The sequence below is a fragment of the Ruegeria sp. AP11 genome (assembly GCF_056535865.1).
The window spans coordinates 620374-647225 of the sequence record NZ_JBQFJB010000002.1 but is presented as its reverse complement, the minus strand read 5'-3'; the positions used below and the strand labels follow the sequence as shown (position 1 = coordinate 647225).

Here is a 26852-nt window from a genome sequence, read left to right as displayed (position 1 = left end):
GCAGTGTCGCTTTGATCTGAATCGCGAAAAGGGCCGGAAATTGCGGGCCTCGCACGGCAGGGGATGTCGGAAAATCAACTGCGAAAGTTGTCTTTCACTACCGCAAAACGTGCCAGTTTTTGGGCAAAGGTAAAGAGTTTTAAGGTTGTCGTTAGGTCAAAGGTCGAATGAAACCGTAACGGGCAGCGCCCTCGAAATAAAATTTTGAAACATCTCGCCACTATGACATTTTCGTGAAGCACAACATATCGAATAGCGTGAATGAGTTGTGCAAAATACCCGAAGATGGCGAATCAGTGGCGGGTTCAGGGCTCCAGGCGGGCTTTCATTTGCGCCTCGGGGAAACAGGTGGGCGGCTGGCCGGTCGCCTCCTGCCAGCGCCCGATTGAGCGGCGGGTTTTGTAACCGGGCAATCCATCGACACCACCCACATCGTGGCCTTGCCGGACCAGAGCCTGTTGCATTCGGGCAATATCCGAGCGGTAGAGCCCGCCGACCTTGCCCCAGAGTCCGCTGAAATCTCCGACGCCGTATTGGATACGATCCCCGACATGACCGACGAACAGTGCATAGAGGTCACTGGTGTTGTAATCCTTCAGCACGTAGAAATTCGGCGTCACGATGAAGGCCGGACCATTCCGACCTGCTGGCATCATCAGGTAGCCTTCGGCGGGCATTTCATGTGCAGGAAATGGTCGGCCAGAGACACGCGTGATGCCCATCGCGGCCCAGTCGCGGATCGGCCGACCCTGATCCGGCCCCTCTAACGCGCACGAGACGTCGCGTGGTACGTTCACTTCAAAGCCCCAGTCGCGGCCAGCGATCCAGCCATGTCGTGCCAGGTAGTTTCCGATGGAGGCTATGGTATCCGCCTCGGAATTCCAGATATCGGCGCGTCCATCGCCGTTCCCGTCGATTGCATAAGTCAGAAAGCTGGTTGGCATGAATTGCGGCTGCCCTAGGGCGCCCGCCCAACTGCTATTCAAAACGGGCGTGTGTCCTGCCTCGGCGATCTGCAAGGCCGCTATCAATTCGCCTGTGAAATAGTCGGCGCGTGTGCTCATGAACCCTTTGGTGCCCAGAACCTGAAAGGCATTGTGGCGGATCGGTACCTGCCCATAGCCGCTTTCGCGTCCCCAGATGGCCAGAATGATGCGGGCGGGCACCCCGGTTTTTGCCTCGACCCGCGCGAGGGTGTCCGCATGGCGCCGCGCCATTTTGCGGCCCACCGAGGTCGCACCTTGTACCGACCCCGCATTGAAATAGCGCCCGGGCGAGCCGAATTCAGCCTGCCGCTGTGTCTTCGGCAACTTCTTTTTGCCTCCGGGAGGCACCAGGTCCGGCAAATCCCAGTTCAACGAAACGCCTTCAAAGGCTTGCTGAAAGGTGCGCTGTGAAACGCCCTTTGCTTTGGCTTGCGGCCAGATGGTCTGATGCAGCCAGTCCCGGAACTGGCGTTCAACCGCTGCGCGATCCTGCGCGAGCGTAGCCGTTGCAAGCAATGTCAGGCAGAGAATGGCAAGAACCCGTTGCATCTCTACCGGTCTCGCGCGCGCGACCTTTTATGTCAACAGGCGCAATTGGATGCCTTTTCCCGAAAATAACTTGAGAAATTCTCTGACTCTGCCGATAGTTGCGGAGAACCCAGCCGCAAGAGGACCAACAGGCGTGAGCATTTTTCGGATGTCCACTGCGTCGGCGCAAGTTCTTGCGGCGCTTGCCGTCCTGCTTGTATCGGCCCAGACCGCCGGGGCGAGCGACAGTTTCATGGATCCGCAAGGTCCGATTGCAGCGGTACAACGAACGCACCTGCTGCGTGCGACGGCTCTGATCCTGATCGCGGTGGTCCCGGTTCTGGTTCTGGTGCCGCTGATTGCGCTGCGTTACCGCCGCCACAAGGGGGGGAAAGCGGCTTACACCCCGCATTGGGATTTCTCGGCGAAGCTGGAGTTTCTGATGTGGGGCGTGCCGGTTGTGATCGTGGCGATCCTGTCTTTCTATCTTTGGAAGGCAACGCATCGTCTCGATCCCTATAGCGCCCCGTTCGGTGAAGAACCTGCCCTGCGGGTGCAGGTCGTCGGTCTGGATTGGAAATGGCTGTTCATCTATCCCGATCTGGGTATCGCCAGCGTCGGAGAGCTGGGTATCCCGGTCAAACAGCAGGTGGCGATGACGCTGACCACCGATACCGTGATGCAATCTTTCATGATCCCAGCCTTGGCAGGCCAGATATATGCTATGCCCGGCATGACGACGCAGTTGCATGTGGTGGCGGACATGCCCGAAACGATGCAGGGCGAGAATACGCAGTATAACGGGCGCGGTTTTACCAAACAGAAATTTCAGGCGGTCGCCATGCAGCCAGATGAATTCAACACCTGGGTCGACAACGTCCGCAGGAACGGCATTCTTCTTGACCCGCCGACCTATCAAACACTCGCGATGCGCACCGACCGGGATGAGGTTCAGGCCGCGCTCGGCACCGCTCAGATGCCCGAAGATGCACTTTATTTCAAACTGGATGACGGTGACCTGTTCCACAACATCCTTCGAAGGTATCACAGCGGAAAGCCACTGCCACTGGACAAGCAGCCCGGCACGTCAGCGTTCGGGCAGGAGGTGGGCCAATGACATCCGCCGATACCGGATTCTTTGGCCGCCTGAGTTGGGATGCGTTCCCCATTACCGGGCTCATCCAGAACCCCAACGCAAATGAGATCGTGGCCAACGCAGCCGCTGGAATCGTTGTTGTCGGTGTCGTGGCCGTCATTGGCATTCTGACATGGTTCCGCCTTTGGGGGCCATTGTGGCGCGACTGGCTGACCAGCGCGGATCACAAGAAGATCGGCATCATGTATATCGTCTTCGCCATCGTCATGCTGGCGCGCGGCGTGCTGGAGGGCGTGGTGATGCGGGCCCAACAGGCAGCGGGGCCGGGGGATGGGTTTCTTGAAGCCGAACATTTTGCCGAACTGTTCAGCACCCATGGCACCATCATGGTGTTCTTTGTCGCCGTGCCATTCGTTTTTGGCGTCGCGAATTACGTTGTCCCCTTGATGATCGGGGCGCGCGACGTGGCGTTTCCGGTGATGAACCAAATCGGTCTTGGCCTGACCGTTTCCGCAGGCATGATGTTGATGGTGTCGCTAGTGGTGGGAGAGTTCTCGACCGGAGGCTGGACGGCCTATCCGCCCTATACCGGGGCCGCGTTCAATCCGGGGGTGGGGCCGGATTACTGGATATGGGCCATCGTCGTCTCGGGCGTCGGCACCACTCTGACCGGCATCAATTTCGCCGTCACGATCTACAAGCTGCGTGCGCCGGGGATGAAGTTCATGCGGCTGCCGATGTATTGCTGGACGATTATCTGCAGCTCGATCCTGATCATTTTTGCCATGCCGCCGCTGGGTGTCGCGGCGCTGTTGCTGGCCGCCGACCGCTATCTTGATTTCCACTTCTTTACCAATGATCTGGGCGGCAACATGATGAACTATGCCAACCTGTTCTGGCTGTTCGGCCACCCCGAGGTCTATCTGCTGGTGCTGCCCGCCTATGGCATCTATTCCGAGGTCTTCGCCACCTTCTCGGCCAAGCGCCTCTATGGCTACAACTCGCTGGTCATCGCCACGATGTCGATTGCGGTCATGTCTTTCACGGTCTGGCTGCACCACTTCTTCACTATGGGTCAAAGCGCGTTGATCAATGCGGTGTTTGGTATCGCCACGATGCTGATCGCCATCCCAACCGGGGTAAAGGTCTATGACTGGATGGCAACGCTCTATCGCGGGCGCATCCGGTTCTCAGTGCCGATGCTCTATGGTCTGGCCTTCCTGATGCTGTTCGTGATCGGCGGTCTCAGCGGTGTGATCCTGGCTAATCCGACCGTCGACTATCAGGTCCACAACACGCTGTTCCTTGTGGCGCATTTCCACAACGCTCTGCTGCCGGGCGTTCTGTTCGGCCTGCTGGCTGCCTATAACTATTGGTTTCCCAAGGCATTTGGCTTTCGCCTGAACGAATTCTGGGGCCGCGTTTCGGTTTTCTGCTGGACCGTCGGCTTCCTGCTGACCTTCATGCCGCTTTATTTCGTGGGCCTGATGGGCATGCCACGCCGGTCGTTCAGTTGGGAGGACCCAAGCTTTCACCCCTATATGATCACCGCCGTGATCGGCGCGCTGGTGATCACCTGCGGGTTGTTCTCGGTCCTGATCCAGCTTTGGGTCAGCATCCGCGATCGCGATCAGGCACGCGCGCCGGTGGGCGACCCGTGGGATGGGCGCACGCTGGAATGGTCGATCCCGTCGCCGCCGCCGCCCTATAACTTCGCCATCATCCCCAACGTCACCGAACGTGATGACTTTGCCGCCGCCAAGGAACGCGGCGACGCCTACCCCGCGCCAGACGCCTATGAAGATATCGAGATGCCGCGCAACACGGGGATTGGCTTTATCTTGTGTGTACTCAGCGGTGTCTGGATGTTTGCTCTGGTCTGGTGGATCTGGTGGCTGGCCGCGTCGATGACAGTGCTCATAATCCTCGCCATCATCGTCTGGAGCTTTGATACCAGCACCGAGATCATCATTCCCGCCGAAGATGTCCGAAAGGAACACGAAGCCTGGCTGGCGCTGGTCCGCAGCTCACCCGCCGTGGATCGCGACCACGAAAGTGCCCCCGAAAACCGCGGCCTTGCCCGCCCGGACATGGAGGCGATGACATGAGGCGCGCGCCATCACACAGCTATCCGGGCATCAACCTGGGCGAGGATCACGCCAGCGCGCACAAGGCGACCGAGGTTGTAACCTTCGGCTTCTGGGTCTTCCTGATGAGCGATCTGGTCTATTTCGGCCTGATGTTCGCGATCTACATCACCATGATCGACGCGCAGGCCGGAGGGCCGGGACCGCATGAGTTGTTCGATCTGAAGAGCATTTTCGCCCAGACCCTGATCCTGCTGACCAGCAGCCTGACCGTGGGATTGGCCATGCTTGCGTTGAAATACAACCTGCCCAGATGGCGCATCGTGCTTTGGTTTGGCGTTACTCTGGTGCTGGGGCTCAGCTTTCTGGTGCTGGAAATCCGCGACTTCATGAACATGGCCGCCCTTGGTGGCGTGCCCCAGCGCAGCGGCTTTCTGTCGGCATTCTTCGGTCTGGTTCCGTTGCATGGATTGCATGTGGCGGCCGGATGCTTGTGGCTGATCGTGTTGGGCATCCAATTGCGTGTGATGGGTCTGACCGACCTACTGATGTCGCGTATGGTACGGTTGGCGCTGTTCTGGCACTTCCTCGATCTGATCTGGATCGGCATCATCACCATCGTGTATTTCGGAGGGCTGTCTTATGGATAAACGCACCGAGATGCACCGGCGCGAGCGTCGTCGCTATGTCATCGGCTATGGCGGCTCGCTGCTGCTGACCTTGTTGGTTTTCGGCATCGCCTATCACTTCGGTATCCGGACCACCGGCGTCTATTTGACCATCGCCCTGCTGGGTCTGGCGCAATTGCTCGTGCAACTGATTTATTTCCTGCATATCGACCGCCGCCGCAGCAGCCGCGAGGATCTGGACTTGATCCTGTTCTCGACCCTGGTATTGCTGATCATCATCGGTGGAACCGTCTGGATCCTGGGTAATTTGGCAATGCGGATGCATATGCCGATGATGTGAGCCGAGAATGATGGCAGCGGTATAATACCTCAACACTAACGGGTCAGAAACAGGCCCAGCCACAACGCAAACCAGCACAGAACAAGGCTGAGGATGATGTTCCCCGCCGCCAGTGCGATGGTCCGTTCCCGATGCAGTTGCAGGGACTGATAGGCAAAGCTCGAGAAGGTGGTGAAGCCCCCGCAGAAGCCGAATACCAGTCGCTTTTCCTCTTCACCCATCTCAACCGGGCCGCCCAGATAACCGATCCAGAGGCCAAGTAGCAGGCTGCCGGCAACATTCACGATCAACGTAGAAAAGGGAAGGTCATGCGTTAGGCGCAGGGCCAGCCAATGGCGCAGGACTGCACCCAACCCTCCGCCCAGTGAAAACATGGCGTGCAGATAGAGATCGCTCATTCGGCGCCCTCCTGCGGCGGCAGGCGGCGGCCCAATGCTTCGCCCAATATGGCGGCACCGAGGCCAATCATGATTTCGGCTGCGATGGCGAGCAGCACGAGTCCGCTGCCGGTTTCGGCCAACCGCTCCAACTCAGCTACAAAGGAAGAGAATGTGGACAAGCCGCCGCAGAACCCGACCGCCCCCAGATGCAGCACATGGGTGTGAACGCGGTGGCGTATGGCATAAAGCCAGCCGAGGACGAAGCAGGACACCACATTGATGCCGAAGGTTGCTGTCAAAAACGGCGCGCCGGGTATTTCCAGCGCAAACAGCTCTCGCAACAGCGATCCTGCGGCGCCACCGACAAACACCGCGATGTACATCAGAGCGCGCTGCCTGAACTGAGAGGTTGGTCGTGACACTGCGGCTGATCCTGCTCTGACCCCTGCATTATCTGGCATACAAATCGTATCAATGCGCTTCAAGCAAGCGCGATGAAGCATTCGTTATGAAATCGCCAGGTACAAAGGCTTGCACTGAAAGGTCAAATTGTTCCACGGTCGCGGCAATGCACAGGCCAAGGCCGTCGCTTCGGCACCACCCAGGGAGATCAGATATGATTGTTCGCAGACTTTATTATGTTCTTAGCTTACTCTGTCTGCCCCTGACCGTGGTTTTGGGATTTTTCTGGCCTCCCGCGCACTGGCTGCTGGTCATTCTGGTGCCATATGCGGTGATCGGCCTCTACGATTTGCTCACGACCAAGCATAACGTGCTGAACAACTATCCGGTTCTTGGCCATTTCCGCTATATGCTGGAGTTTGTCAGCCCTGAAATCCGACAGTATTTCGTGGAAACCAACGAAAGCGGCCGGCCTTTCAACCGTATCATTCGCAGTCTGGTCTATTCGCGGGCCAAGGGGCAGGTCGATACGCAGGCCTTCGGCACACAATACGATATCCTGACCGTTGGCTATCACCGCGCCAATCACTCGCTTGCACCCAAGCACGTGCCCGAAAGCGAAGAGAGGGTGATGCTGGGCGGTCCGCAATGTGACAAACCCTATAACGCCTCGCGCCTGAACGTGTCCGCGATGAGCTTTGGCGCGCTTAGCGCCAATGCGATCCGAGCGCTGAACGGGGGCGCGAAGGATGGCGGATTTGCGCATAACACCGGCGAGGGCGGGCTGTCTCCACACCATCTGGCCGAAGGCGGGGACATTATCTGGCAGATCGGGACAGGTTATTTTGGATGTCGAACACCCGAGGGTGGTTTTGACAAGGACAAGTTTGCCGAGAAAGCCCAAAAAGACGTTGTGAAGGCGATTGAGATCAAGCTCTCGCAGGGGGCCAAGCCGTCTCATGGTGGTGTGCTGCCCGCAGCGAAGGTAGACGAGGAAATTGCCGAAATCCGAGGGGTGCCTGTGCATCAGGACGTGATCTCTCCGCCCACGCATTCGGCATTTGACGGGCCGACCGGGCTGATGCAGTTCGTACAGCATCTGCGGGAGATGTCAGGCGGCAAACCGGTGGGATTCAAGCTGTGTATTGGCAAACCGTCCGAGTTCATGGCGATCTGCAAGGCGATGCTGGAAACCGGCATCCTGCCCGATTTCATTACCATTGACGGCTCGGAAGGTGGCACCGGCGCAGCCCCGGTCGAATTCACCAACCGTCTGGGTATGCCGTTGAACGAGGCGCTGATCTTTGTGAACAACTGCCTGCGTGGGGTTGGTTTGCGCGACAAGATCCGTGTGATCTGCTCGGGTAAGGTGGCGACCGGGTTTGATTTGGTCGAAAAACTCGCTCTGGGCGCGGATATGTGCAACGCGGCGCGGGCGATGATGTTTGCGATCGGCTGCATTCAGGCTTTGCACTGCAATACCAACCGCTGCCCTTCGGGCGTTGCGACGCAGGACCCGATCCGCGGCCGTGCTGTCAATGTGCCACAGAAACGGCAACGTGTTCGCCGTTATCACGATTCAACACTGGAAAGCTTCCGCGAGATTCTGGGCGCGATGGGAAAAGAGAAAGTCTCTGATCTGCGCCCCGCGGACATCCGTCGCCGCACAGCAGACGAGCGTGAACGCTCTTATGCGGATCTCTACAGTTTTCTGGATGACGGCGCGTTGCTGGGTGGTGTCATCCCAGAGGAGTTCGCGGCGGATTGGAAAGCAGCGTCAGCCAGTCAATTCTAGGCTCAGCTGGGGGTGTCGCGCGGGTTATTCACGGCGTGGGTGTGTATCCGGCGCACACTCCATTCCACCGCATCGCGCATGGTGTCCCCCAATGCCTCGTCGAATGCCAGAACCAGATCGGGGGTCTGATCGCTGGCGGCAACGAAGTTCTCTTCGAACGATGCCGAAGCGATAATCTTGTCGCTATATTCGTCGATGATCTTGATATTGAGCCGTACATGGACTTGTACGGTTTTTGTGCCGTTCTCGTCGGCAATCACATGACCCTGAAACTCTCGCAGATCAGGTGCGATGACATAGTCTGCCCGCAATCCTACCGTTGACCGCCCGACCGCCGCGACCTTGCCCGAGTTTTCGTAGCTTTCCACCAGCAGTGTTTGTACAAGGATCGGCGCCCGGTCAGCCCAGCGGGCGCGGGGCAGGTATTGTACCTGCAGCGGCGTGGGTTGCACCGCGATCTGGTCGGTGTTGACGGCAGCCGTTGCAATGGGTTCCTGAACCACGATCTGTTTCTGAACCCGTGGCAGCGACCCGGAGAATGTGCTTTTAGGCGTCAGCAGGTACAGGTCATTCGGCTTGGATGCCTGACGTAGCGTGTCCAGTCCGGTACAGGCGGCAAGCGACGCAAGAACCAGACTCGCAAGAAGAGGGCGTATCATTGACGGAACTCCGATGCTTGGGTGCCCAGCAGGAAACGGGCCGGGTCACGCTCGACCTTGTCGACCAGCCGATCGAGGCTGATGACCAGACGTTGCGATTCCTCGATGAAGCGGACGAATTGCGGCAAACCCACCCGCAGAAAGTCCGAGACCTGACGGCGGTTATCCTGAACGATCCCGTCGATGGTACCCAAAAGATCCGAGGCGGACTGCGACGCGCTGAGAATGTCATCCGAAATCTTGTCGATCTTTTCGGTGATGTTCGACACGGTCGACGCCACCTGATTGGCCGCGTTGCGCACATCCGCTGCGACCGAGGCGATGTCTTCATCCATCACCCGGTTGGCCGAGTCGAAGGCCCGCTCGGCCGAGGCCAGCGCTGCCTTGGCCGTGTCCATGGCGGAATTGATCGAAGCGAGCGTGGTGTTTGCATTGGCGAAGGTCTCGGTGACCGTACCAAGAGTGATGCTGCCCTCCTCGGACAACACGATCAGATGATCGGCCAGCCTTGATCCGCGTTCGATAAAGGGCCGGATGTCATCGGTCATCACGGTCTGGGCCGTCTCTAGCGTGCCGTTTGCCGTCTCCAGCGCGGTTTTGGCGGATTCTGAGGCGTCTTTGATGCTGTTCAGCGTATCCGTTCCAGTGGTGAGCGTTGTTTCGGCAGTGTCAGCCAGCGTGTCCAGCCGTTTGGTGAAATCCCCGATTTCCTTTGCGGCGCTGCCCAGATCGCTGGACAGGCTTTCGAAATCCGAAAGCGTCTTGTCCAACCGTCCCGACGCCGATGCCAGATTGCCCAGAATGTCGGACACCGCTTTGCGGTTTTTTGCATCCACGACTGAGTTGAGGTCTTCCAGCAGCGTCAGCGCCTTGTCCAAAACTTTGGGTGCGCCCTCAAGCAGTGACTGGATGGAACTGCGTTTGCTTTGAATGACACTGTTTTGCGGCAGCCGTTCCGCGTTAGCAGAGCCGCCTGACAGCTCGACATAAGCCACGCCCGTCACGCCAAGCGACTGAAGCTGTGCGATGGTTTCTTTGGTGACAGGAATATCCGCATCCACCTCAAGCCGGACGCGCACTTTTGACGGATCGTCATCATCCAATTGCAGCGAAATGACCTGTCCCACCGGCAGGCCGTTATAGTTTACGCCACCCGCAGCGGACAGGCCCGCCACGTTGTCGAACAGCACATCGTAATAGGCGTATTGCCGGGTCACCTCGAACTTGGCCAGCCACAGGAAAAAGCCGAAGGCCCCCAGAATACCGGCAAGGGTGAACGCACCGATCAGGATATAATTCGCTCGGGTCTCCATCGCCTCTACCTGTTTTGCCCCTTCTCTTGCGCCGCGCGGGCACGGGGACCTGTGAAATATTCCTGCACCCAAGGATGGTCGACCTTGGTCATGTCTTCAATCGGACCTTCAACCAGCACGCGTTTTTCCGCAAGTACCGCGACGCGATCACAAATGGCGTAAAGGCTGTCCAGATCATGGGTAACCATGAACACGGTCAACCCCAGCGCCTGCTGCAACTCTCCGATCAGATCATCATAGGCGGCGGCACCGATAGGGTCCAACCCGGCGGTGGGTTCGTCCAGAAAAACGATCTCGGGGTCCAGCGACAACGCCCGCGCTAGCGCCGCCCGTTTGCGCATCCCGCCCGACAGCTCCGAAGGGAATTTGCTGCAACTCAGCTGCGGCAGGCCGACCAGGCTGATCTTCAGCCCGCCCAGTGCCTCCATCAGGCTTTCGCTGATGCCGGTATGTTCGCGCAGCGGGGCCATCACGTTCTGCAACACGGTCAGCGAGGAAAACAGCGCGCCATCCTGAAACGCCACGCCCCAGCTTTTCTCGATCCGCTGGCGGTCGGCCTCAGGGCCATTCAGAACATCGACGCCCAGAACCTCGATACTACCCGCTTTGGGTTTGTTCAGTCCGACAATCGTGCGCAACAGCACCGATTTGCCGGTGCCGGATCCACCAACGACGCCCAGAACCTCACCCCGCCAGACGTCGAGGTTGAGGTTGTCATGCACAACCTGCTCGCCGAATTGGTTGGTCAGATTGCGCACACGAATGACAGCTTCGCGTTGTGCATCGCTTTGAGGTTTGTCCTGCAGGGCGGTACCGTCCATCTCAGACCCCCAACTCGGAAAAGAAGATCGAGAACAGCGCGTCGATGGCGATCACCATGAAGATCGATTGCACCACCGACGCGGTGGTACGCTGGCCGACACTTTCGGACGACCCTTTGACTTGCATCGCTTGCCAGCAAGCGATGACCCCGATCACCAACGCGAAAAACGGGGCTTTGATCATCCCGATGGCCAGTTGCCAGACACCGGTGTTTTCCTTCAACCGGGTCAGGAACATGCCCGGACTGACCCCAAGGTCAATCCAGCTCATCAATGCGCCGCCGATCAGACCCGCCATATCGGCCACAAATCCAAGAATGGGCAGCATGATCAGCAAGGCTACAACACGCGGGATCACTAGCACCTCGATAGGATCGAGGCCCAAGGTGCGCATCGCGTCAATCTCTTCCTGGACTTTCATCGATCCGATTGAGGCGGTGAAGGCCGAGCCCGAGCGACCTGCGACGATAATCGCGGTCAGCAGGATGCCCAATTCGCGCAGGATCGAGATCGAGATCAGTTCGACCACGAAAATCTCGGCCCCGAACTGTTTCAACTGGGTCGCGCCCTGAAAGGCCAAAACCACGCCGATCAGAAAGCCCATCAGCGTCACGATGGGCAGCGCCTTGAAGCCGACCTGCTCCATCTGCGAAACCAGCGCGGCACGGCGCAGCCGCCAGGGCATGATCAGTGTGCGTACCAATCGGTGCAGCGTAAGCCCGAGAAATCCGAGAATAGAAAGTGAATCCTGCCACCCGCCCGCCGTGTGTTCTCCGATCCGGGCGACCCAATTCACAAAACCTGCAGGCGGCGCCTGAGCGCCCACCTTCTCGGGGATGTTATGCGACACCGTCTCGATCAACGAGGAATGGGCGGGTTTCAATCCTTCGAAGCGGATATTTGTGCCATTTGCGCCCAGACGTCGCGCCAGATTAGCCACCAGCCATGCGCCGCCTGTATCCAGCGCCTGCAGCTCAGACATGTCCATTACAGCGTCTTGCCCGCTGGCCCTGATTGCAGCGAAATCGCTTTCGATTGTGTCCAACTGTTGCGTACGAAGATCACCCGAAATCCGAATGCAAAGACCGGTCGCGTCGGCTTCAGTGGTGATCGTGGGACGAGTCATGGCGGTATGTGATGTCAATCCGGCTGCGGCTGCAATGGCTTTGTTCAACCAAGCCGGGATTTCGCGCACGGCAATAGCACTGGTGTTACAGTGGCTTCCAGTCAGAAAGCGGTTGCTTGGTCGGTTAACGCCAGAGGTAATCTGCCGCAAATCGTACCCTTATTTCGGAGGAAGCATTTTTTGAGCGGCGCAGAAATGTTCCTTGGGTCATTCGTGCAGGTTGCCTGAGCAGAGCGTTGGCTGATCGCGCCGTCAGCTATCGACCACTGCACGATTAGACAAGGCCCTACACCTGCGCCTGAACTGGTGTTACCCATAGGCGCAGGGGAGGATGGAATTGAACATCACCGAACAACGCATCAAGGCGATGACGTCGGCCGGATTGAATCTGATCGGCCAGGCCCTGTCGATTTACGACAGTCAACTGCGCTTGGTGCTGTGCAACGCACGCTTTCAGGAAATGTTTGATTTGTCGGACGATCTGGTTCAGCCCGGTGCCAGCTTTCACGACACAATCCATTTTCTGGCCAGCCGTGGCGAATACGGTGATGACGAGGATGTGGATGGCATGGTGGCCCAGCGTGTCGAACAAGCTTTGGCATTCGAGCCGCATTACATTGAACGGACGCGACCGAACGGGCAGGTGATCTCGGTCGAAGGGGCGCCATTGCCAACCGGCGGATGGGTTGCGGTCTATACCGACATCACTCGCACAAAGCAGGCCGAAGACCTGCTGCGTGCCCGGTCCGAAGAGTTGTCGGAACAACTGTTGGACCGTGCCGAGGAGCTGTCGGCAACAAACCGTAAACTGGCCGCCACGATCACCGCGCTTGAAGAGGCCAAGCGCCAGCTGACCGAAATCGAAGCCCGCACCCGAATGACGACCGAGATGATGCCTGCCCATATCGCGCATCTCGATGCCAACGGACGGTATGATTACTCCAACCGGCGTCTCAGTTCGGTCATGCCGGGGCGACCGTCCGAGATATTGGGGCTTCATATTTCCGAGGCGTTGGGCCAATCGGCGTATGACCGGGTCAAACCGCATCTGGAGCGGGCCTATGGCGGGCACCCTTCGGTCTTTGAGTTTACCGAAGATCAAGATGCCCGTCGCATCCGGGTATCCTTTACACCCGACAAGGCGGGTGGTGTCTATGTCATGTCGGTGGATATCACCGAAGAGACCCAGGCCCGGGTCGCATTGCAGCAAACCCGACGCCGGGCCATGGCCGCTCAGATGACCAGCGGGCTGGCCCATGACTTTTCGAACCTTCTGACCATCATTCTGGGGATGCAGGCGCGTTTGACTAAAATGGACCTGCCAGATGAGGCCCGGCAACTTGTTGCCGCGACGCAAACCACAGCACGCAGGGGCGGACAGTTGCTGAACCGCATCGCTGATATGACCGGCAACCGGACATTGCAGCCGAAGGCCACCGATATGCGCGGTCTGCTCGAGGATCTGCGGGTTCTGGCCACCCCATCACTGCCGCGCGGGATGGGGTTGTCGGTGGTGAATACTCTGCCCGACAAACCGTTGATGCTTGATCCGGGCATGGTGCAGGATGCGTTGCTGAATCTGGTGCTCAACGCCCGTGACGCGTGTGGCAATTCCGGCCAGATCACAATCAGCGCCCATGCGATCGGCACGATTTGGGCCGAGATTACGGTTTCCGACACTGGACCGGGCTTTTCTTCTGAAGCGCTCGACAAGGCTTTGAACCCTTTTTTTACCACCAAAGGCAGTGATGGTTCAGGGTTGGGCCTGCCGATGGTCTATGACACGGTGAAACTCGCCGGGGGGGACCTGAGCCTGCGCAACACACCGTCCGGCGCGTCAGTGGTCATGCGTTTGCCGTACCGGCCCGCACCCCCGGCACAGACCGGCCTTGTGCTGCTTGTCGAGGACAATGATGACCTGCGCGATCAGTTCCGCGAGATGCTGGTCGAGCTCGGCTATTCTGTCGTCGAGGCCAGTTCTGCCGATGAAGCGCTGGAATTGACGGCGGATATCGACGCGATTTCGCTGGTGGTGTCCGATATCCGGTTGGAGGGCGAAGCAACCGGTATCGACCTTGTGGACCGGGTCAAAGGCACGCTGCCCTGCATATTGATGACCTCTCTGCCGCAATCCGATCCTTTGCACAATCAGGCGTTGACCCGGGCACCGGTCCTGCGCAAACCCTTTACACAGGCGCAATTGTCGGCGCTGATCCGTACCGAGGCAGCTTAGATGACAAACCCTTTGGTCACCATTCTGGATGATGAGCCGGAAATTCGACGAATTCTGACCGATGCGCTTGAGGAGGCCGGGTTCAGAACGCAAAGCTTTTCGCGCGCTCGCGAATTCGAAGCCTCGCTCAAGCGCGTGACGCCGGATGTTTGCCTGGTCGATCTGTCTCTGCCCGATACCGATGGTCTGGCCTTGGTGCATCGTCTGGCGCTGGAACAGGGGGCGGCGGTGATCATCATCTCGGGCCGGGCGCAAGTGCAGGACCGAGTGACCGGGTTGGAGCTTGGCGCCGACGACTACATCACCAAGCCTTTTGATCCCGCCGAGGTAGTCGCACGCATCCGCGCGCGCCTGCGGTCGTCAGGCCCTGCCGTTCAAAGTTCGGAAGTCGCCGAGTTCAATGGCTGGACGGCCCAGTTCGACCGCTATGTTCTGATCGACGCCGATGGTGCCGAAACGCCCTTCAGCCATGCCGAGGGTGAAGTACTGCGCCTGTTCCTGGAAAGCCCCAAACGCCTGATCAGCCGGGCGCGCATGCAAGAGATGCTGGGCGGCGGAGCGGGCGACAGCTTTGACCGCGCAATGGACGTCCGCATTTCACGGTTGCGGACGAAACTGGGTGAAGACCCGAAAAAGCCGCGCCTTATCAAGACGATTTACGGGGCAGGATATATCTTCCTCGGTGATGTGAGCTGGCAGTGAATTCTGCACAACGTTGCTTCCCCGACCATGTCGACGTTGCAGCGCCTATTCCCGCAATGCCTGTTCCTTCACCTTCAGGACCGGCTGAATCAAGTAGTCCAGAACCGATTTTTTGCCCGACAGAATGTCGACCTCCGCGATCATCCCGGGAATGATCTCGACCGCTATCCCGCCTGAATCCAGCATTGTGTCCGTGGTTTGAATCTCAACCACAAAGACTTCTTCCTCGTTTCGTTCCGAGCGCGTGATGGTGTCTGCCCCGATGCGGATAATCTCTCCGTCAAGACTGCCGTAGCGTGCGAAATCATAGGCGGTGATCTTGATTTTAACCGGCTGCCCAGCATGCAGGAATGCGATGTCGCCGGGTTTGACATAGGCCTCGACCAGAAGCCGATCGTCCAGAGGCACAAGTTCGATCAGTTCCTCACCACTGCGTGCAAGCCCACCTATGGTGGTGCGATGGATGCGGTTCACGATCCCCCGGACCGGGGCCCGTATCTGCGCGCGTGAAGCACGATCCCGCAAAGAGGGCAGGGCAGGTTGCAGGGCGGCCAGTTCCGCAGTGACCAGCGCCAGATCGGTCAGCGCGGCGCTGCGGAACCGATTGCGTGTAGCATGGATCTTGTCACCGACCTCATCGAGCCCGGCTTTCAAGCGACTGATCACTGCCTCGGCTCGGACCCTACGACCCTTCCATTCCGCTTCACTGCGGCGCAGGGAAAGAAGTGTGGTCACGGGCTCCATCCGTTGTTCTACAAGGGGGACCATCATCGCGCGCTCTTCGGCCAGAACATTCAGGGTTTCGACCGCTGTGACCTGATCAACCAGACCCTCTTCATACTCCCGTTGCCGTTGTTCGCGTTGCCGGTGCAGAATTGCGATCTCAGCGGCCAATTCGGCTTGTCGTCCCTGATACAACGCAGTTTCCGAGCGTACGACACCCGGCGCACCGTTCAGGAGCTCGGTATCGAACTTCAGGTCCGTCCCATCAATCTCGGCCTGCAGCCGCTGGGCCCGTGCCATTAATCCATAGGCGCGCTGTTGTTCCTGACTCAATTCACGCTCTATCTGGTTGGTGTCCAGTTCCATCAGCAACGTGCCCGCATCCACGACGAGGCCCTCACGCACGTGCAATGCGCGCAGCACGCCCGGTTCGGTGGCTTCGATCACCTGCACATCTCCTGATGGTACGATGCGACCATCTGCCCGCACGACATCGTCCAATACCGTGAAATGGGCCCACAACGCTGCGCTGATCAGGCAAGCGAATATCAGTATCAGCAGAAGCGATCCCCGCAACGGTGCACGCCCGCGCATTTCGCGCGCGAGGCGTTCAAGATCAGGATGCCGCGACATTCAAATGCCTCCCAGCCTTGCGCACATGTTGCGTCAGCAGGTTCTTGGGGCCATCGATGCCAACCTTGCCATTCTCGATTACTATTACGCGATCGACTAACTCCAGCAGGCTCGTGCGATGTGTGACAATAACCATCGTTTCCTGCTGCAGCGCCGCTTTCAGGCGCTGGATGATTGCAGACTCGGATTTGACATCCATCGCACTGGTCGGTTCATCCAACCACAACACAGGTGGTCGTCCGATCAGCGCGCGCGCCAAGGCAATTGCTTGTCGTTGTCCGCCCGATAAACCTTCACCGCGTTCAGCGATCTGCAAATCGTAGCCTTGAGGATGTCGCGAGACAAAACCATCGACACCCGCCAACTTGGCTGCCCTGTCCAAATCCTCATCCCGAGGTCTGATACAACCGCTTGCTATATTGTCCCGAAGGGACCCTGAAAACAGCCAGACATCCTGTAGAACCGACCCAACATTGCGGCGCAGATCTCCAGGGTCGATCTGGCGGATATCCAGACCGTCTAGCATCACCGACCCGACCCGCGGTTGATAGAGCCCAAGCATCAGCCGCGTTATCGTGCTTTTGCCCGACCCGATCTGCCCGAGGATAGCCACTTTCTCGCCCGGCTCAATGGTGAAAGAAACGCCTCGTAAAGCATCGCCGACTTGATCCGGATATGCGAAATGAACGTTGTTGAAAGTAATGCGCCCTTTGAATTCAGAGCGGTTGATCCAGTTTCGGCCATGGGGCCGTTCACTTTCTGCCTGCATCAGCGTGTTCAGATTGCGATATGCGCTTCGTGCCTGATTGACCCGTGTGAGCGTTTGCGCCAATTGCCCCAGCGGTGCCAACGCGCGCCCGGTCAACAGAACCGACGCCACAAGCGCACCCATGCTTGTCTGTCCGTCTGCAATCAGAAACACCCCGTAGAAGACGACCAGAACCTGGGCAGCCTGCTGCGTGAAACCGGTTAGGTTCAATGCAAATTGTGTTATGGCGCGGCTGCGCGAACCGTGATTTGATTGTCGCCTGATTGCGTCCTCCCAACGCGAACGCATGTGTCGTGAGGCCGCGGTGGTCTTTAGTGTCTCAAGGCCCGTTAATGCTTCGACAAGCACGGCCTGTTTCGATTGACCGTCAGAGAAATTCTGCGCAGCTAACCTGGACAACCAGGGCTGTATCGCGATTCCGGCACCCAGGACGACCGGGATGGCCATGGTGGGGATCCATGCAAGCGATCCTCCGACCATGTATATCGTGAAGACAAAGATCGCGATGAATGGAAGATCAACCAGTGCAACAAGCGTTGCTGAAGTAAAAAACTCGCGCAGAGTTTCGAATTCGCGCACCGTATTGCTGGTCGCACCTGTCGAGCCCGACCGTCCGGCCATTCGCATGTTGATCAGTTGATCGAACACCCGCCGACCCATCAACAAATCCGCACGTTCTCCGGCGCGATCAATGAAACCGGCGCGCAGGAGTTTCAACAGGAAGTCAAAAATCAGCGCCAGACCAACGCCGAAGGTCAATGCGACCAGTGAGGCCATTGCTTCGCTTGGAAGAACCCGGTCGTAGACGACCATGATGAAAACCGAGGTCGACAGCCCAAGAAGATTGGCCAAAGCTGCGGCCATCGCGACCTGCGCATAAGTCCAGCGGCTTGCGGCGAGCGCGGACCAGAACCAGTGTTTTCCGTCAGGTTGACTCTCGGATTCCTCTCGACCTTGATAAGCGCGGCGAAAGAGCATCGCGTAGCCGGTATATCTTTCGGAAAATGCGTTTTCGGCAACTTCGCCGATCCCGTCACCCAGATCAGGATCATAGATCAGCAGAGCGCCGCTGTCTGTCCGGCCATGATAAACCACAGCCTGGTCATTTTCTAACAATAGTATCGCCGGAAACAGCGCATCGTCGAGATTTCGTAGTTTCATTTCACCAAACCCCACCTGCAACCCCGCCGCTTGGGCCGCCACGATTGCATCGCGTATGCCCAGCTCGCCGGCGGTGCCGGGTTGCGCCGCATGAATAGCGGCCAGCGTCATCGGCCGTTCGAGCGTTGTTGCGACATTCAGCAGACACGCTTCCAGGGCCGCGATAGATCTGGGCTGACGTTTCATGGCGTCCCTCCCCAGCTCTCTGGGCCAAGCTCAAACAGGTCGAGTATATCTCCCGTCAGGCTTAGAACTGCATAGTTGGTCAGAAAGAAGCTCTGCTCTGCAAAGATCAACCGTTCTTGCGCGTTCACATGATCCCGCTGTGCGTCGAGTATTTCGATCAGGCTGCGTCGACCGATGGTGAACTGGGTGCGTGCGGCCGCGACACTTTCTGCATTGGCCTGCACCGCAAGTCGGGCTTCGCGCAGGCGGTGGGCACCGGCTTTTTGATCCGATCGGATAAACGCCAGTTCGCGCCCGATTTCCCGGACCAACGCCTCGCGCTCTGCCTCGACCTGTTTCATCTGCTGATGGGCAGCCGCGATCGCGGCGCGGCGCTGACCGGTGCTGTCCAGTTCATAGTTGACCGACACATCCACACCGAAATCCGTATCCGTGAGATCATCGTGATTGGCAAAAGCGGCGAGACGTATGTCGGGTTTGCGACGGGCTTGCGCGGCCACCCAATCGGCGCGCGACGCAACCAATGCCGCATCGGCGCGCCTGACCTGAGGGCTGTCCAGCACAATCTGTGTGTCACTGCGGTTCAAGTCAGGCGCAGGAAGGGCTGGAGGAAGAGACCCGGCAGGAATACCAAAAGCTTCTTGAAACCGGGCTTCAGCACGATCCACGCGTGACCTTGCATCAGCCAATCGCGTGCGCGCGTCCGCGGCGCGGGATTGTGCCGTCAGAATATCCGCTTGCGAGCCGACGCCACTGCTGACCCGTTCAGATAGCTGCTGCTCGATTTCCTCATGGACCTCGACATTGCGCCGCGCGATCTCATAGATTTTGCGCTGATCCAGAACCACGACGTAGGTTTCGATTGCTGACAAAGCAGTCGCCGCTGCGGTCTGCAACTGATCTCCAAAGCTTTCCAGCACCCGCGCGCGTGCCGCCGTCAGAGCGTTGGTGGCGACACCTCCGTCATATACCAGCTGAGATATCCGCAAATAGGGCGTGAGATTTTGGGTGTCGGAGGATCTGCGTACCGATCCCGCATTCAAGCCCAGCGAAACCTGCGGCAGGAATTCCCCTTGCGCCGCGTCCCGATTGGCTTCGGCAATTCCCATGCGCGACGCGCTTCGCGCCAGCGCAGGACTGTTTTGTACCGCTCCGCGAATGCGCTTACCAAAGCCACTTTGCACCAGGGTCGCCGAAGGTTCAATCGCGCCGGCACCAGTCGATCCGTTGGCAAAGGATCTGGAGACAGGTACCAAATCCGGGGGCTGCGAACAGGCAGCAATCGTTACAACCAATACAAGCAAATATGCGGGCCTTAGACCGAACTTAATCTTATGCATGGGTCACCTGATTTTCATGATATGGGCGACTCATGTCCTGACCAATTGCCGAGAGAAAGCCGCTCAGTTCAGTGTCAGGTTCTTGGATTTTCATACGCCTCTTGCTTTGTGCAGAAGCCAGCCATTCACAATGTGATAGCGAAACCTGATGCGCATGGATCAGTTGCAACATCCTGCTCGGAAGCGGGGCATTTTTCTCAGCGCATTGGCGCAGTCTTTCAGGATCGATCATCAGCAGATCAGGCAATGATGAGGGTGTATCATCCTGTGTGAACTGAACAAACAGATCATGTGATTGCATATGCTCGCAGAGTATTCGCGTCTCGCCTGCTGCGGCCTCGCGCATTCGGAAGAAATCGAGCAAATTCAGCAATTCGGGTGAAAGGTCGCCTTCTGGTCTATAGAACGGCGTATCCGCCGGATCATTCGTCACATGATCCGGAGTTTCGTTTACCAGAAGTCGGCATTGTTTTGCTCCGACAAGCTCGGCCCTGAATGGGAAGCAGCGAAGTGCCGATGGCACATAGCTCGCCAGCCATCTGCCATGGTCAGACACAAAGGGTATCGGATGCCTTGCAATCATCGAAAACAGAGCCACGGGCTCGATGGTGCCAGCGACTGACCTGAAGGCGATCGGAAAAGCGGCGGCGACGCGCAAAACCTCGGTATTGACGATGGTGCAGGCCATCAGATTTTTGGCAAAATCGTACGATGTGAACCGCCGCCAAAATCGGTTTCTGTGTCTCTCGAAGGTGACTGGGACGTAACAGGTGCTATCCATGACTTGGTCATCCATTTGAGCGAATTGTGCCGGGGTCACGCGCTTGCGCCGGTTGGATCCGAGAGCAGGATGTTATCTGCGTGAAGGCCGCTTAGGTCGCCGAGACCGTCAATCTGTGCCAACGCCTCGACAGTCGCCTCATCGGGTGCTGAATAGTCGACTTTAACCAGAACACTGTCGGTGCCGTCGGTTGCCAGCAGATAAATCTCATCGCCTGCCTGTGCACCGCTGAGAGTTTCCGCGGCAGTTGCGATGATATCTGTGTTCAGATCCGTCAATGCAGATTGCAGCCCGATGAAACCCGTATCCTGCCCGATTACGTCGCCAAGACTCAGTGTTTCGATATCCGAGCCTGTCCCGCGCAATGTGCCGACATCAAGTCCGGTGAACATGAACGCATCTGTCACCTCGGCGGCTGGCCCCAGAGTGAAACCAGTAATTGTGTCCGTCCCGTTGACCGCTGGATCCGCTTCGAAAACCACAACATCACGACCTGTGCCAGAAATGTCGATCGCGTCGTCGCCACCTCCACCCCTTATGACTTCGTCAACAAAGCTTCCGGTCAGCGCGTCGGCTCCATCTGTACCGAGATGATACTCAGCTGGACCACCGTCCGATGTGGTGAGGGACAGGATGATCGGCTGAGAGGCATCCTGCACTGTCATCGTGAATGAAATGACGTGTTCCGACAAATCATCAAAACTTGTTGTAGCCCCAGAAAATCTGACTGAGGAGGCATCAAGCGAATTGACGGCGAGGATGAATGAACTTCCGTTCGCGACTGCCGAGTTGGTGTCGTAAGTGACAACCGCCGGGTCAAAACCGAGTTCTGCTGAAAAGGTAATGCCGTCGGAATTATCACGATCCGGATCTGCATAAACCTGGAAGGTGACTGTGGATCCACTTCGACCTGCCTCGACTATCGTGTAGGCAGCGGGCTCATGTGCAACCGTCTGCTGGCTGGCGGGTACCGGATCTTGCCCGGCCGCGACCGAGGCTTGAGCTTCGAATTCCAGGCTGTCTCCGGACTCCAGCGAGGAAAACTGCGATGATGGAACATTTACGGACCAGCTGCCATCTGCAGCAACGGTTGCACTGCCAGCCGGTGAGCCATTTAGTGTAACCGTCACCGTCTGACCCACGCTCAATCCGGCTGAGTCGCCGGTGATCACGATGCCACTGCTGGCCAGATCGCTTTGCGAGACGGCGCCGTTGGTCCCGATGTTGCTCATGGTCAGGATCGGCCGGAAATCTGTGGTCAAAGTCGTCGTAGCGTCACTCGCCGCATTTCCGGCGACATCTTCAACGGATGCGGTGATCGTAAAGTCAGTGGCATCTGTCAAAGCGCTGAGATCGGCCGAAGGAATTGTCGCTGCCCAAATGCCATTGGTCACTGTGGCGCTATAGTCCTGTCCGTTCAGGTTGATGGTGACGGTCTGATTGTTCTCGGCATTTGTCCTGCCCGTGATCTGCAGATCCGAGCCCCGTTCCAGAACATCAAGCACCCCGCCAACCGGAAGCGCATCAATCGACAAAGTGGGAGCACTGAGATCGGTATCAAAACTGCTGCTTGTACTGGCGCTGTTTCCTGCAGCATCCGAAACAGAGGCGTGGACCTGGTATGTTTCGTCATCCTGCAACGAGTTCAGATCACCCGAGGCGGCGGTAAAGCTCCAGGATCCGCCGCTTACCGTCGCCGTGCCGCTGGCCTCGACTGAACCGTCAGGGCGTCGGATCTCGACCGTGACCTGTGTGCCGTTGGCGGCGTCTGAAGTACCTGCGACGGTCAGGCCGGTTGCAAGTTCTGCCCCATTCAGAACCGATCCTCCGGACAGCGTTGTGATCACCAGAGATGGCGCCGTGAAATCGGTGTCAAAGCTGCCAGACGCTTGTATCGCAGGGTTGCCCGCCGCGTCATCAACATTTGCCGTTACAGTGATGGTCTCTCCATCAGACAATGCTCCGAGATCGGCGGCCGGGATAGTGACGCTCCAGGCACCACCCGAAGCGGTTCCGGTGTAGCTTTGCCCTTCGAATGTAAGCATAACCATCTGATCGTTCTCGGCAGAGGTGGAGCCGGTGATGACCAGATCGGATCCTTGTTCGGCGGCATTCATCACCGCACCAGTCGAGAATGTATCGATGCTTAGCGTAGGGGCGGTCGCGTCCTTGGAAAGCCCGACGCTGGCCTGTGGCGCGTTGAGCCCGTCGGCGTCGCTGACATCGGCGGTCAGCGTGAAAGTTCCGCCATCGGCCAAGGCGACAAGGTCTGCGCTGTCTATTGTCACGCTCCAACCCCCGCCGGACACCGGAGCGGTATAAGTTTCGCCGCCCAGAGTGACCGTGACAGTCTGGCCGTCAGTCACATTCCCGACCGTGCCGCTCACCTCCAGATCGGAGCCCGCCTCGACGGCGTTCAAAACATCTCCGACCGGGAGAACGTTGATGGCAATCGATGGACCGGACAGGTCAACGGGAACGGAGACCGATACAGGTATTGCAGGGTTTCCTGCCGTGTCGTTCACGGCCACCGTTATGGTGGCAGGCGTGCCGGTCGACAGGCTCACAAGATCGGCGCTGGGGACAGTTGCGCTCCAGCCACCGCCGGAAACAGTGCCTGTATAGCTTTGCCCATTGAAGGTGACTGTAACCTGCTGATCGTCTTCGGCGTCCGAAGTACCATTCAGGACAAGGTCGCTGCCTATGTCGACCAAATCAATCGAACCCCCTGCAACCGGGTTGAGTGTCAGTGTTGGCGCGCTGAAATCAGTTTCGAAGCTTTCATTTGCCTGTGCGGCCGGATTGCCGGCGCGGTCAGAGACATCTGCGCTGACTGTGACAGTTGTCGCATCTGACAGAGCAGCGAGATCTGCCGCGGGCACCGAAACGCTCCAACCTCCGTTCAAGACATCTCCGGTATAGTCCTGACTGTTTATTGTGACGGTGACGGTCTGGCCATTCTCGGCATCGGTCGTGCCTGAGATGATAAGATCAGAGCCCTGTTCGGCCGCGTTCAGCACGGAACCATGAGACAATGCGTCGATGGACAATGTGGGTGGTACCGTGTCGATATCAAACTGGACCTCTTCGACTGACAGTTCCAAACCATCCCCATCCAGATGCCGGACCGTCACAGTCGATTGGCCCTGCGCCAATGCTTCGGCCTCGGCCTGAGTCAGCGATACGCTCCAACTGCCATCGGCAGCGGGCGTGGCGGTTTTGGTCAGTGCGTCGATCGACACCTCGACCGATGTCGTTCCGTCAGGCGCAGCGGACTGTGTGCTGAGATTGCTGAGCGCATTCGATTGCAACTCCGCCAGATTGAGGGTCGGCAGTCGCGGTTCCGGCGGTGAGACCGAGGGTGAATTATCCCCGCCATTTTCGTCGCTGCCATCGTCATCATCTCCGCCACCGCCTCCTCCGGCGCCTGCAGCGGCCCCTGCAATGCCCAAACCGCCCAAGGCGAGACCGGCGGTACTGATGCCGCCTCCAGTAGCAGCCGCGCCTGCGCCCGCTGCTTCGGTGGCAGCGAACTGTGCGACGTCCATCGCCACCTCATCAGCAATCATGATCGAACCGTTATCAAGGATCTGGATGTTTTCGGCATCCACAACCAGTGTGCGCCCGTCGGTCAGTTTCAGTTGAACGTCCCCATTTGGCAGCAACTTGGCCGAGCGTACCCCGGCAATGGCTTCGGCAAACTGAAAGGATTCGAGTGCCTCGCTCGTGGCTTGCGCCAGCGCGGGCAAAGCCATCAGCGTCGAACCCAGGCCACCAAGCAACCCGCGCCCGACCCGGCGCTGAAGCTTTTTGTCGAACCAGGATCTTGCATCGTCGCCGCGCTGTGATGCCTGTGCATTCTGGACGTTGTTCGAATCGTTGTCTTTGGTCATCTTCCCCTCACAATCGGTGGTCGTCTGCTGTCAGGTGACAGACGGTAACCCGCCGGGTCTTACTGGTGATCCCATCGTGACAGTTGCTGCGCAGGACGGGAAAACTTGAATAAAACTGAAGCTGAAGTCCTTGTTTTCACCACATTCCTGCTCTGGTTTCGCGCCGGAGCATCGGGTCATTCTGATCGCAGTGCCGGTGATGGCCTTGGGGGTGAACAACGATGATGCTTCAGTTTGAAAGAGTGGTTGCAACGGGGACCGCAGCGCTCGATTCAGGTATCGGCGATCTGGCTTTAAAAACGTTTAACGGCGAAACGTATCTCTACAGTACGACCGGGCCGGGCGGTGGGATCGCGTCGTGGCAATTGACCGAAATCGGTGCGCCCGTCTTGCAGGATCAGCAGTATTTTGGGGCATCCATCGAATATCAGGTCGGGCGCAGCGGCACGATTGTGACGCTGGGCAGTGAGACGCAACTGGTGCTGGATGTGAATACCGCAACGGGGCTGGTAGGTTATGATCTGAACAGTGATGGAACGATCGGCGGGTTGCAGGAAACTGGCGGGCTTTCAGGCGGTGGTGATATATCGGCGACAATACAATCCACCATCGGCGACAATAATTTTCTAACCCTGGCGCATGAGGATAACGGCCAGATCGGGACCTATCGTGTCAATGGCGATGGCTCGTTGACCGTGACGGGTCTGACCTCGGGGCGTGCGGATGCAATGCAGGCCGTGGAATCCGGATCGAATCATTTCGTAATCACGGCCGAGACCGCCACCGGTACGATTCGAAGCTTTGCGGTTGATCCCGGCACCGGTGCTCTGACTCTCACGGATGGGGCGATCAGCCTGGCAACGCTGGGCATCGGCTCTCCGACCGCGATTGAATCGGTTCAGGCCTATGGTGAAACATGGGTGATTGTGGCTGGCGCGGGCAGCAACTCGCTAAGCGTCATGACAGTCGGCAGCGATGGCAGATTGAGCCCAACCGACCACGTCCTTGATACGCTGCATACCCGGTTCGGTTCCGTGCAGGATCTCTCGGTCATCAAGGTCGACGGGCGCGTGTTTGTTGTTGCCGGAGGCGGTGATGATGGCATCACTCTATTTACCATGACCCAAGATGGCCAACTGATCCATATGGACAGCTTTGAGGATACCGTCACAAGCGCGTTGCAGAATGTCGAAACGTTGGGCGTTGCGCATATCGGAGACGATCTGCAGATTTTCGCGGCATCCCAGCAGGAGGCCGGTCTTACTCAACTAAGCGTTTCGGTCGCTAATCTGGGCGTGGTCGATCAGGGTTTCGGGACGATCAGCGGCACCTCGGGCGACGATATGCTCAAAGGTGGTTTTCTTGATACAAGCCTGTTTGGCGGGGCAGGAAACGACATTCTGATCAGCGGAACCAGCGCCACCATTATGACCGGGGGCGACGGGGCGGATATTTTTGTGATGCGCGAAAGCAGTGGTCTGACAACGATCATGGATTTTGAGGCCGGTGTCGACCGGCTCGATCTTACGGATTTTCCGTTTCTGCGCTCTCCGCTCCAGTTGGACTTTACCGCAACAGGGCAGGGGGCGCGGATCTCGTTTCGCGATGAAACGATCGAGGTGATCTCGGATCAGGGCACTCCACTTACCAGCGCAGATATTTTTGGTGCCGGGTTCGACGGGCCGGATCATATTCCAACTGATCTGGGCAGCGGGCCCGGCAACAACGCGTCAGAAGGTGTCACGGGTCCTGTCACCATCGGTCCAAACGGCCCGAATCCCGCGTTGTCGGATGCAGAGATCAGGTTCACCCCTGACGGCGGCGCGACCGTTGTGGCGCAGGCGGATGATCAGGGCGTATTCGATCTGGATATTCCGGATGGTTCGTTTCCCGGTGCGCTGGATATTGTAAAATCCTATTCAAACGCGAGCGGAGAGATCACCGCGCTGGACGCGCTACAGGTTCTGCGCATTTCGGTTGGGCTGGATCCCACATGGGGACCCGCAACGCCAGAGAGCCTGATCGCGGCAGATATCACTCAGGATGGAAGGGTTAACGCATTGGACGCGCTGGCCATTCTGCAGAACGCCGTTGACCTGCCCACGTCGCATGAGGCGGAATGGGTCTTTATTGACGCAGACGCTGATTTGTCCGGGATCACCGAAAACAATGTCGCCTATGAGACCGGCGCAGACATCACCATCGTCGACGGCGCCTTCGCCGTCGACATGACTTCGATTTTGCTCGGGAATGTCGAGGGGCCGTGACC

General features: G+C 58.1%; 20 protein-coding genes. 8 read left to right on the top strand and 12 right to left on the bottom strand.

Features of this window, described 5'->3' with window-relative positions; genetic code table 11:
• Nucleotides 1–305: 305 nt before the first annotated feature.
• The gene (locus ACR3E4_RS20840; RefSeq protein ID WP_480531288.1) at nt 306–1535 is read right to left on the bottom strand and encodes a lytic murein transglycosylase; all 1230 of its coding nucleotides are present in this window, start codon (nt 1533–1535) and stop codon (nt 306–308) included.
• Nucleotides 1536–1668: 133 nt separating this feature from the next.
• Between ACR3E4_RS20840 and ACR3E4_RS20835 the strand changes: the two genes are divergently transcribed.
• The 4 genes from ACR3E4_RS20835 to ACR3E4_RS20820 are packed head-to-tail and all read left to right on the top strand — an operon-like array spanning nt 1669 to nt 5666.
• Nucleotides 1669–2631 carry a cytochrome ubiquinol oxidase subunit II gene (locus ACR3E4_RS20835; RefSeq protein WP_480531286.1) on the top strand — a complete coding sequence of 321 codons (963 nt, stop codon included), beginning with the start codon at nt 1669–1671 and terminating at the stop codon, nt 2629–2631.
• Nucleotides 2628–4718 carry a cbb3-type cytochrome c oxidase subunit I gene (locus ACR3E4_RS20830; RefSeq protein WP_480531284.1) on the top strand — a complete coding sequence of 697 codons (2091 nt, stop codon included), beginning with the start codon at nt 2628–2630 and terminating at the stop codon, nt 4716–4718. The genes ACR3E4_RS20835 and ACR3E4_RS20830 overlap by 4 nt, the downstream gene beginning before the upstream one ends.
• A complete protein-coding gene (locus ACR3E4_RS20825) occupies nt 4715–5347 on the top strand; it encodes a cytochrome c oxidase subunit 3 (protein WP_480531282.1) in 633 nt (210 codons plus the stop codon). Before ACR3E4_RS20830 ends, ACR3E4_RS20825 begins: the two co-directional genes overlap by 4 nt.
• Nucleotides 5340–5666 (top strand): cytochrome o ubiquinol oxidase subunit IV, encoded by a 327-nt coding sequence (locus ACR3E4_RS20820; protein WP_480531280.1) that lies wholly within the window; start codon nt 5340–5342, stop codon nt 5664–5666. Before ACR3E4_RS20825 ends, ACR3E4_RS20820 begins: the two co-directional genes overlap by 8 nt.
• A gap of 35 nt (nt 5667–5701) precedes the next feature.
• Here ACR3E4_RS20820 and crcB read toward each other — a convergent pair whose 3' ends face one another.
• Nucleotides 5702–6064 (bottom strand): fluoride efflux transporter CrcB, encoded by a 363-nt coding sequence (gene crcB, locus ACR3E4_RS20815; protein WP_480531277.1) that lies wholly within the window; start codon nt 6062–6064, stop codon nt 5702–5704.
• Nucleotides 6061–6468, bottom strand: a complete 408-nt coding sequence (locus ACR3E4_RS20810) for a fluoride efflux transporter FluC (RefSeq protein ID WP_480531275.1) — start codon at nt 6466–6468, stop codon at nt 6061–6063. Before ACR3E4_RS20810 ends, crcB begins: the two co-directional genes overlap by 4 nt.
• 194 nt (nt 6469–6662) lie before the next feature.
• Between ACR3E4_RS20810 and ACR3E4_RS20805 the strand changes: the two genes are divergently transcribed.
• Complete coding sequence (locus tag ACR3E4_RS20805) at nt 6663–8243, top strand: FMN-binding glutamate synthase family protein (protein ID WP_480531273.1); 1581 nt, start codon at nt 6663–6665, stop codon at nt 8241–8243.
• Nucleotides 8244–8245: 2 nt separating this feature from the next.
• Here the strand turns inward: ACR3E4_RS20805 and ACR3E4_RS20800 are convergent, their stop codons facing one another.
• From ACR3E4_RS20800 to ACR3E4_RS20785, 4 genes are read right to left on the bottom strand one after another with little or no spacing between them, the layout of a single operon-like run.
• Nucleotides 8246–8902, bottom strand: a complete 657-nt coding sequence (locus tag ACR3E4_RS20800; RefSeq protein WP_480531271.1) for an ABC-type transport auxiliary lipoprotein family protein — start codon at nt 8900–8902, stop codon at nt 8246–8248.
• The gene (locus ACR3E4_RS20795; protein ID WP_480531269.1) at nt 8899–10215 is read right to left on the bottom strand and encodes an MlaD family protein; all 1317 of its coding nucleotides are present in this window, start codon (nt 10213–10215) and stop codon (nt 8899–8901) included. The genes ACR3E4_RS20800 and ACR3E4_RS20795 overlap by 4 nt, the downstream gene beginning before the upstream one ends.
• A gap of 5 nt (nt 10216–10220) precedes the next feature.
• Nucleotides 10221–11036 (bottom strand): ABC transporter ATP-binding protein, encoded by an 816-nt coding sequence (locus ACR3E4_RS20790; protein ID WP_480531266.1) that lies wholly within the window; start codon nt 11034–11036, stop codon nt 10221–10223.
• Nucleotide 11037: 1 nt separating this feature from the next.
• Nucleotides 11038–12162, bottom strand: coding sequence for an MlaE family lipid ABC transporter permease subunit (locus ACR3E4_RS20785; RefSeq protein ID WP_480531264.1), 1125 nt, complete (start codon nt 12160–12162; stop codon nt 11038–11040).
• A 331-nt stretch (nt 12163–12493) separates the two neighbouring features.
• Between ACR3E4_RS20785 and ACR3E4_RS20780 the strand changes: the two genes are divergently transcribed.
• Both ACR3E4_RS20780 and ACR3E4_RS20775 read left to right on the top strand, forming a co-directional pair.
• A complete protein-coding gene (locus ACR3E4_RS20780; RefSeq protein WP_480531262.1) occupies nt 12494–14395 on the top strand; it encodes a PAS-domain containing protein in 1902 nt (633 codons plus the stop codon).
• The gene (locus ACR3E4_RS20775; protein WP_480531260.1) at nt 14396–15097 is read left to right on the top strand and encodes a response regulator transcription factor; all 702 of its coding nucleotides are present in this window, start codon (nt 14396–14398) and stop codon (nt 15095–15097) included. It begins immediately after the preceding gene.
• Between the two features lie 45 nt (nt 15098–15142).
• Here ACR3E4_RS20775 and ACR3E4_RS20770 read toward each other — a convergent pair whose 3' ends face one another.
• The 5 genes from ACR3E4_RS20770 to ACR3E4_RS20750 are packed head-to-tail and all read right to left on the bottom strand — an operon-like array spanning nt 15143 to nt 24583.
• Nucleotides 15143–16453 (bottom strand): HlyD family type I secretion periplasmic adaptor subunit, encoded by a 1311-nt coding sequence (locus ACR3E4_RS20770; protein ID WP_480531258.1) that lies wholly within the window; start codon nt 16451–16453, stop codon nt 15143–15145.
• Nucleotides 16437–18569, bottom strand: a complete 2133-nt coding sequence (locus tag ACR3E4_RS20765) for a type I secretion system permease/ATPase (protein WP_480531256.1) — start codon at nt 18567–18569, stop codon at nt 16437–16439. The genes ACR3E4_RS20770 and ACR3E4_RS20765 overlap by 17 nt, the downstream gene beginning before the upstream one ends.
• Nucleotides 18566–19909: a TolC family protein gene (locus ACR3E4_RS20760; protein ID WP_480531254.1), complete on the bottom strand. Its 1344-nt coding sequence runs from the start codon at nt 19907–19909 to the stop codon at nt 18566–18568. The genes ACR3E4_RS20765 and ACR3E4_RS20760 overlap by 4 nt, the downstream gene beginning before the upstream one ends.
• On the bottom strand, nt 19902–20729 hold the full coding sequence (locus tag ACR3E4_RS20755; RefSeq protein WP_480531252.1) for a SapC family protein: 828 nt from the start codon (nt 20727–20729) through the stop codon (nt 19902–19904). Before ACR3E4_RS20755 ends, ACR3E4_RS20760 begins: the two co-directional genes overlap by 8 nt.
• On the bottom strand, nt 20726–24583 hold the full coding sequence (locus tag ACR3E4_RS20750) for an Ig-like domain-containing protein (RefSeq protein ID WP_480531250.1): 3858 nt from the start codon (nt 24581–24583) through the stop codon (nt 20726–20728). The genes ACR3E4_RS20755 and ACR3E4_RS20750 overlap by 4 nt, the downstream gene beginning before the upstream one ends.
• 221 nt (nt 24584–24804) lie before the next feature.
• On the opposite strand from ACR3E4_RS20750, the gene ACR3E4_RS20745 reads away from it, so the two are divergent.
• Nucleotides 24805–26850, top strand: coding sequence for a dockerin type I domain-containing protein (locus ACR3E4_RS20745; protein WP_480531248.1), 2046 nt, complete (start codon nt 24805–24807; stop codon nt 26848–26850).
• Nucleotides 26851–26852: the final 2 nt, after the last annotated feature.

What these genes read in the sequence shown, in the direction of transcription:
- ACR3E4_RS20825 (WP_480531282.1), top strand. Translation starts at nt 4,715, where the DNA reads ATGAGGCGCGCGCCATCACACAGCTATCCGGGCATCAACCTGGGCGAG.
- ACR3E4_RS20765 (WP_480531256.1), bottom strand. Translation starts at nt 18,569, where the DNA reads ATGAAACGTCAGCCCAGATCTATCGCGGCCCTGGAAGCGTGTCTGCTG.
- ACR3E4_RS20840 (WP_480531288.1), bottom strand. Translation starts at nt 1,535, where the DNA reads ATGCAACGGGTTCTTGCCATTCTCTGCCTGACATTGCTTGCAACGGCT.
- ACR3E4_RS20790 (WP_480531266.1), bottom strand. Translation starts at nt 11,036, where the DNA reads ATGGACGGTACCGCCCTGCAGGACAAACCTCAAAGCGATGCACAACGC.
- ACR3E4_RS20775 (WP_480531260.1), top strand. Translation starts at nt 14,396, where the DNA reads ATGACAAACCCTTTGGTCACCATTCTGGATGATGAGCCGGAAATTCGA.
- ACR3E4_RS20745 (WP_480531248.1), top strand. Translation starts at nt 24,805, where the DNA reads ATGATGCTTCAGTTTGAAAGAGTGGTTGCAACGGGGACCGCAGCGCTC.
- ACR3E4_RS20785 (WP_480531264.1), bottom strand. Translation starts at nt 12,162, where the DNA reads ATGACTCGTCCCACGATCACCACTGAAGCCGACGCGACCGGTCTTTGC.
- ACR3E4_RS20830 (WP_480531284.1), top strand. Translation starts at nt 2,628, where the DNA reads ATGACATCCGCCGATACCGGATTCTTTGGCCGCCTGAGTTGGGATGCG.
- ACR3E4_RS20820 (WP_480531280.1), top strand. Translation starts at nt 5,340, where the DNA reads ATGGATAAACGCACCGAGATGCACCGGCGCGAGCGTCGTCGCTATGTC.
- ACR3E4_RS20770 (WP_480531258.1), bottom strand. Translation starts at nt 16,453, where the DNA reads ATGTCGCGGCATCCTGATCTTGAACGCCTCGCGCGCGAAATGCGCGGG.
- crcB (WP_480531277.1), bottom strand. Translation starts at nt 6,064, where the DNA reads ATGAGCGATCTCTATCTGCACGCCATGTTTTCACTGGGCGGAGGGTTG.
- ACR3E4_RS20805 (WP_480531273.1), top strand. Translation starts at nt 6,663, where the DNA reads ATGATTGTTCGCAGACTTTATTATGTTCTTAGCTTACTCTGTCTGCCC.
- ACR3E4_RS20800 (WP_480531271.1), bottom strand. Translation starts at nt 8,902, where the DNA reads ATGATACGCCCTCTTCTTGCGAGTCTGGTTCTTGCGTCGCTTGCCGCC.
- ACR3E4_RS20750 (WP_480531250.1), bottom strand. Translation starts at nt 24,583, where the DNA reads ATGACCAAAGACAACGATTCGAACAACGTCCAGAATGCACAGGCATCA.
- ACR3E4_RS20795 (WP_480531269.1), bottom strand. Translation starts at nt 10,215, where the DNA reads ATGGAGACCCGAGCGAATTATATCCTGATCGGTGCGTTCACCCTTGCC.
- ACR3E4_RS20760 (WP_480531254.1), bottom strand. Translation starts at nt 19,909, where the DNA reads ATGCATAAGATTAAGTTCGGTCTAAGGCCCGCATATTTGCTTGTATTG.
- ACR3E4_RS20780 (WP_480531262.1), top strand. Translation starts at nt 12,494, where the DNA reads ATGGAATTGAACATCACCGAACAACGCATCAAGGCGATGACGTCGGCC.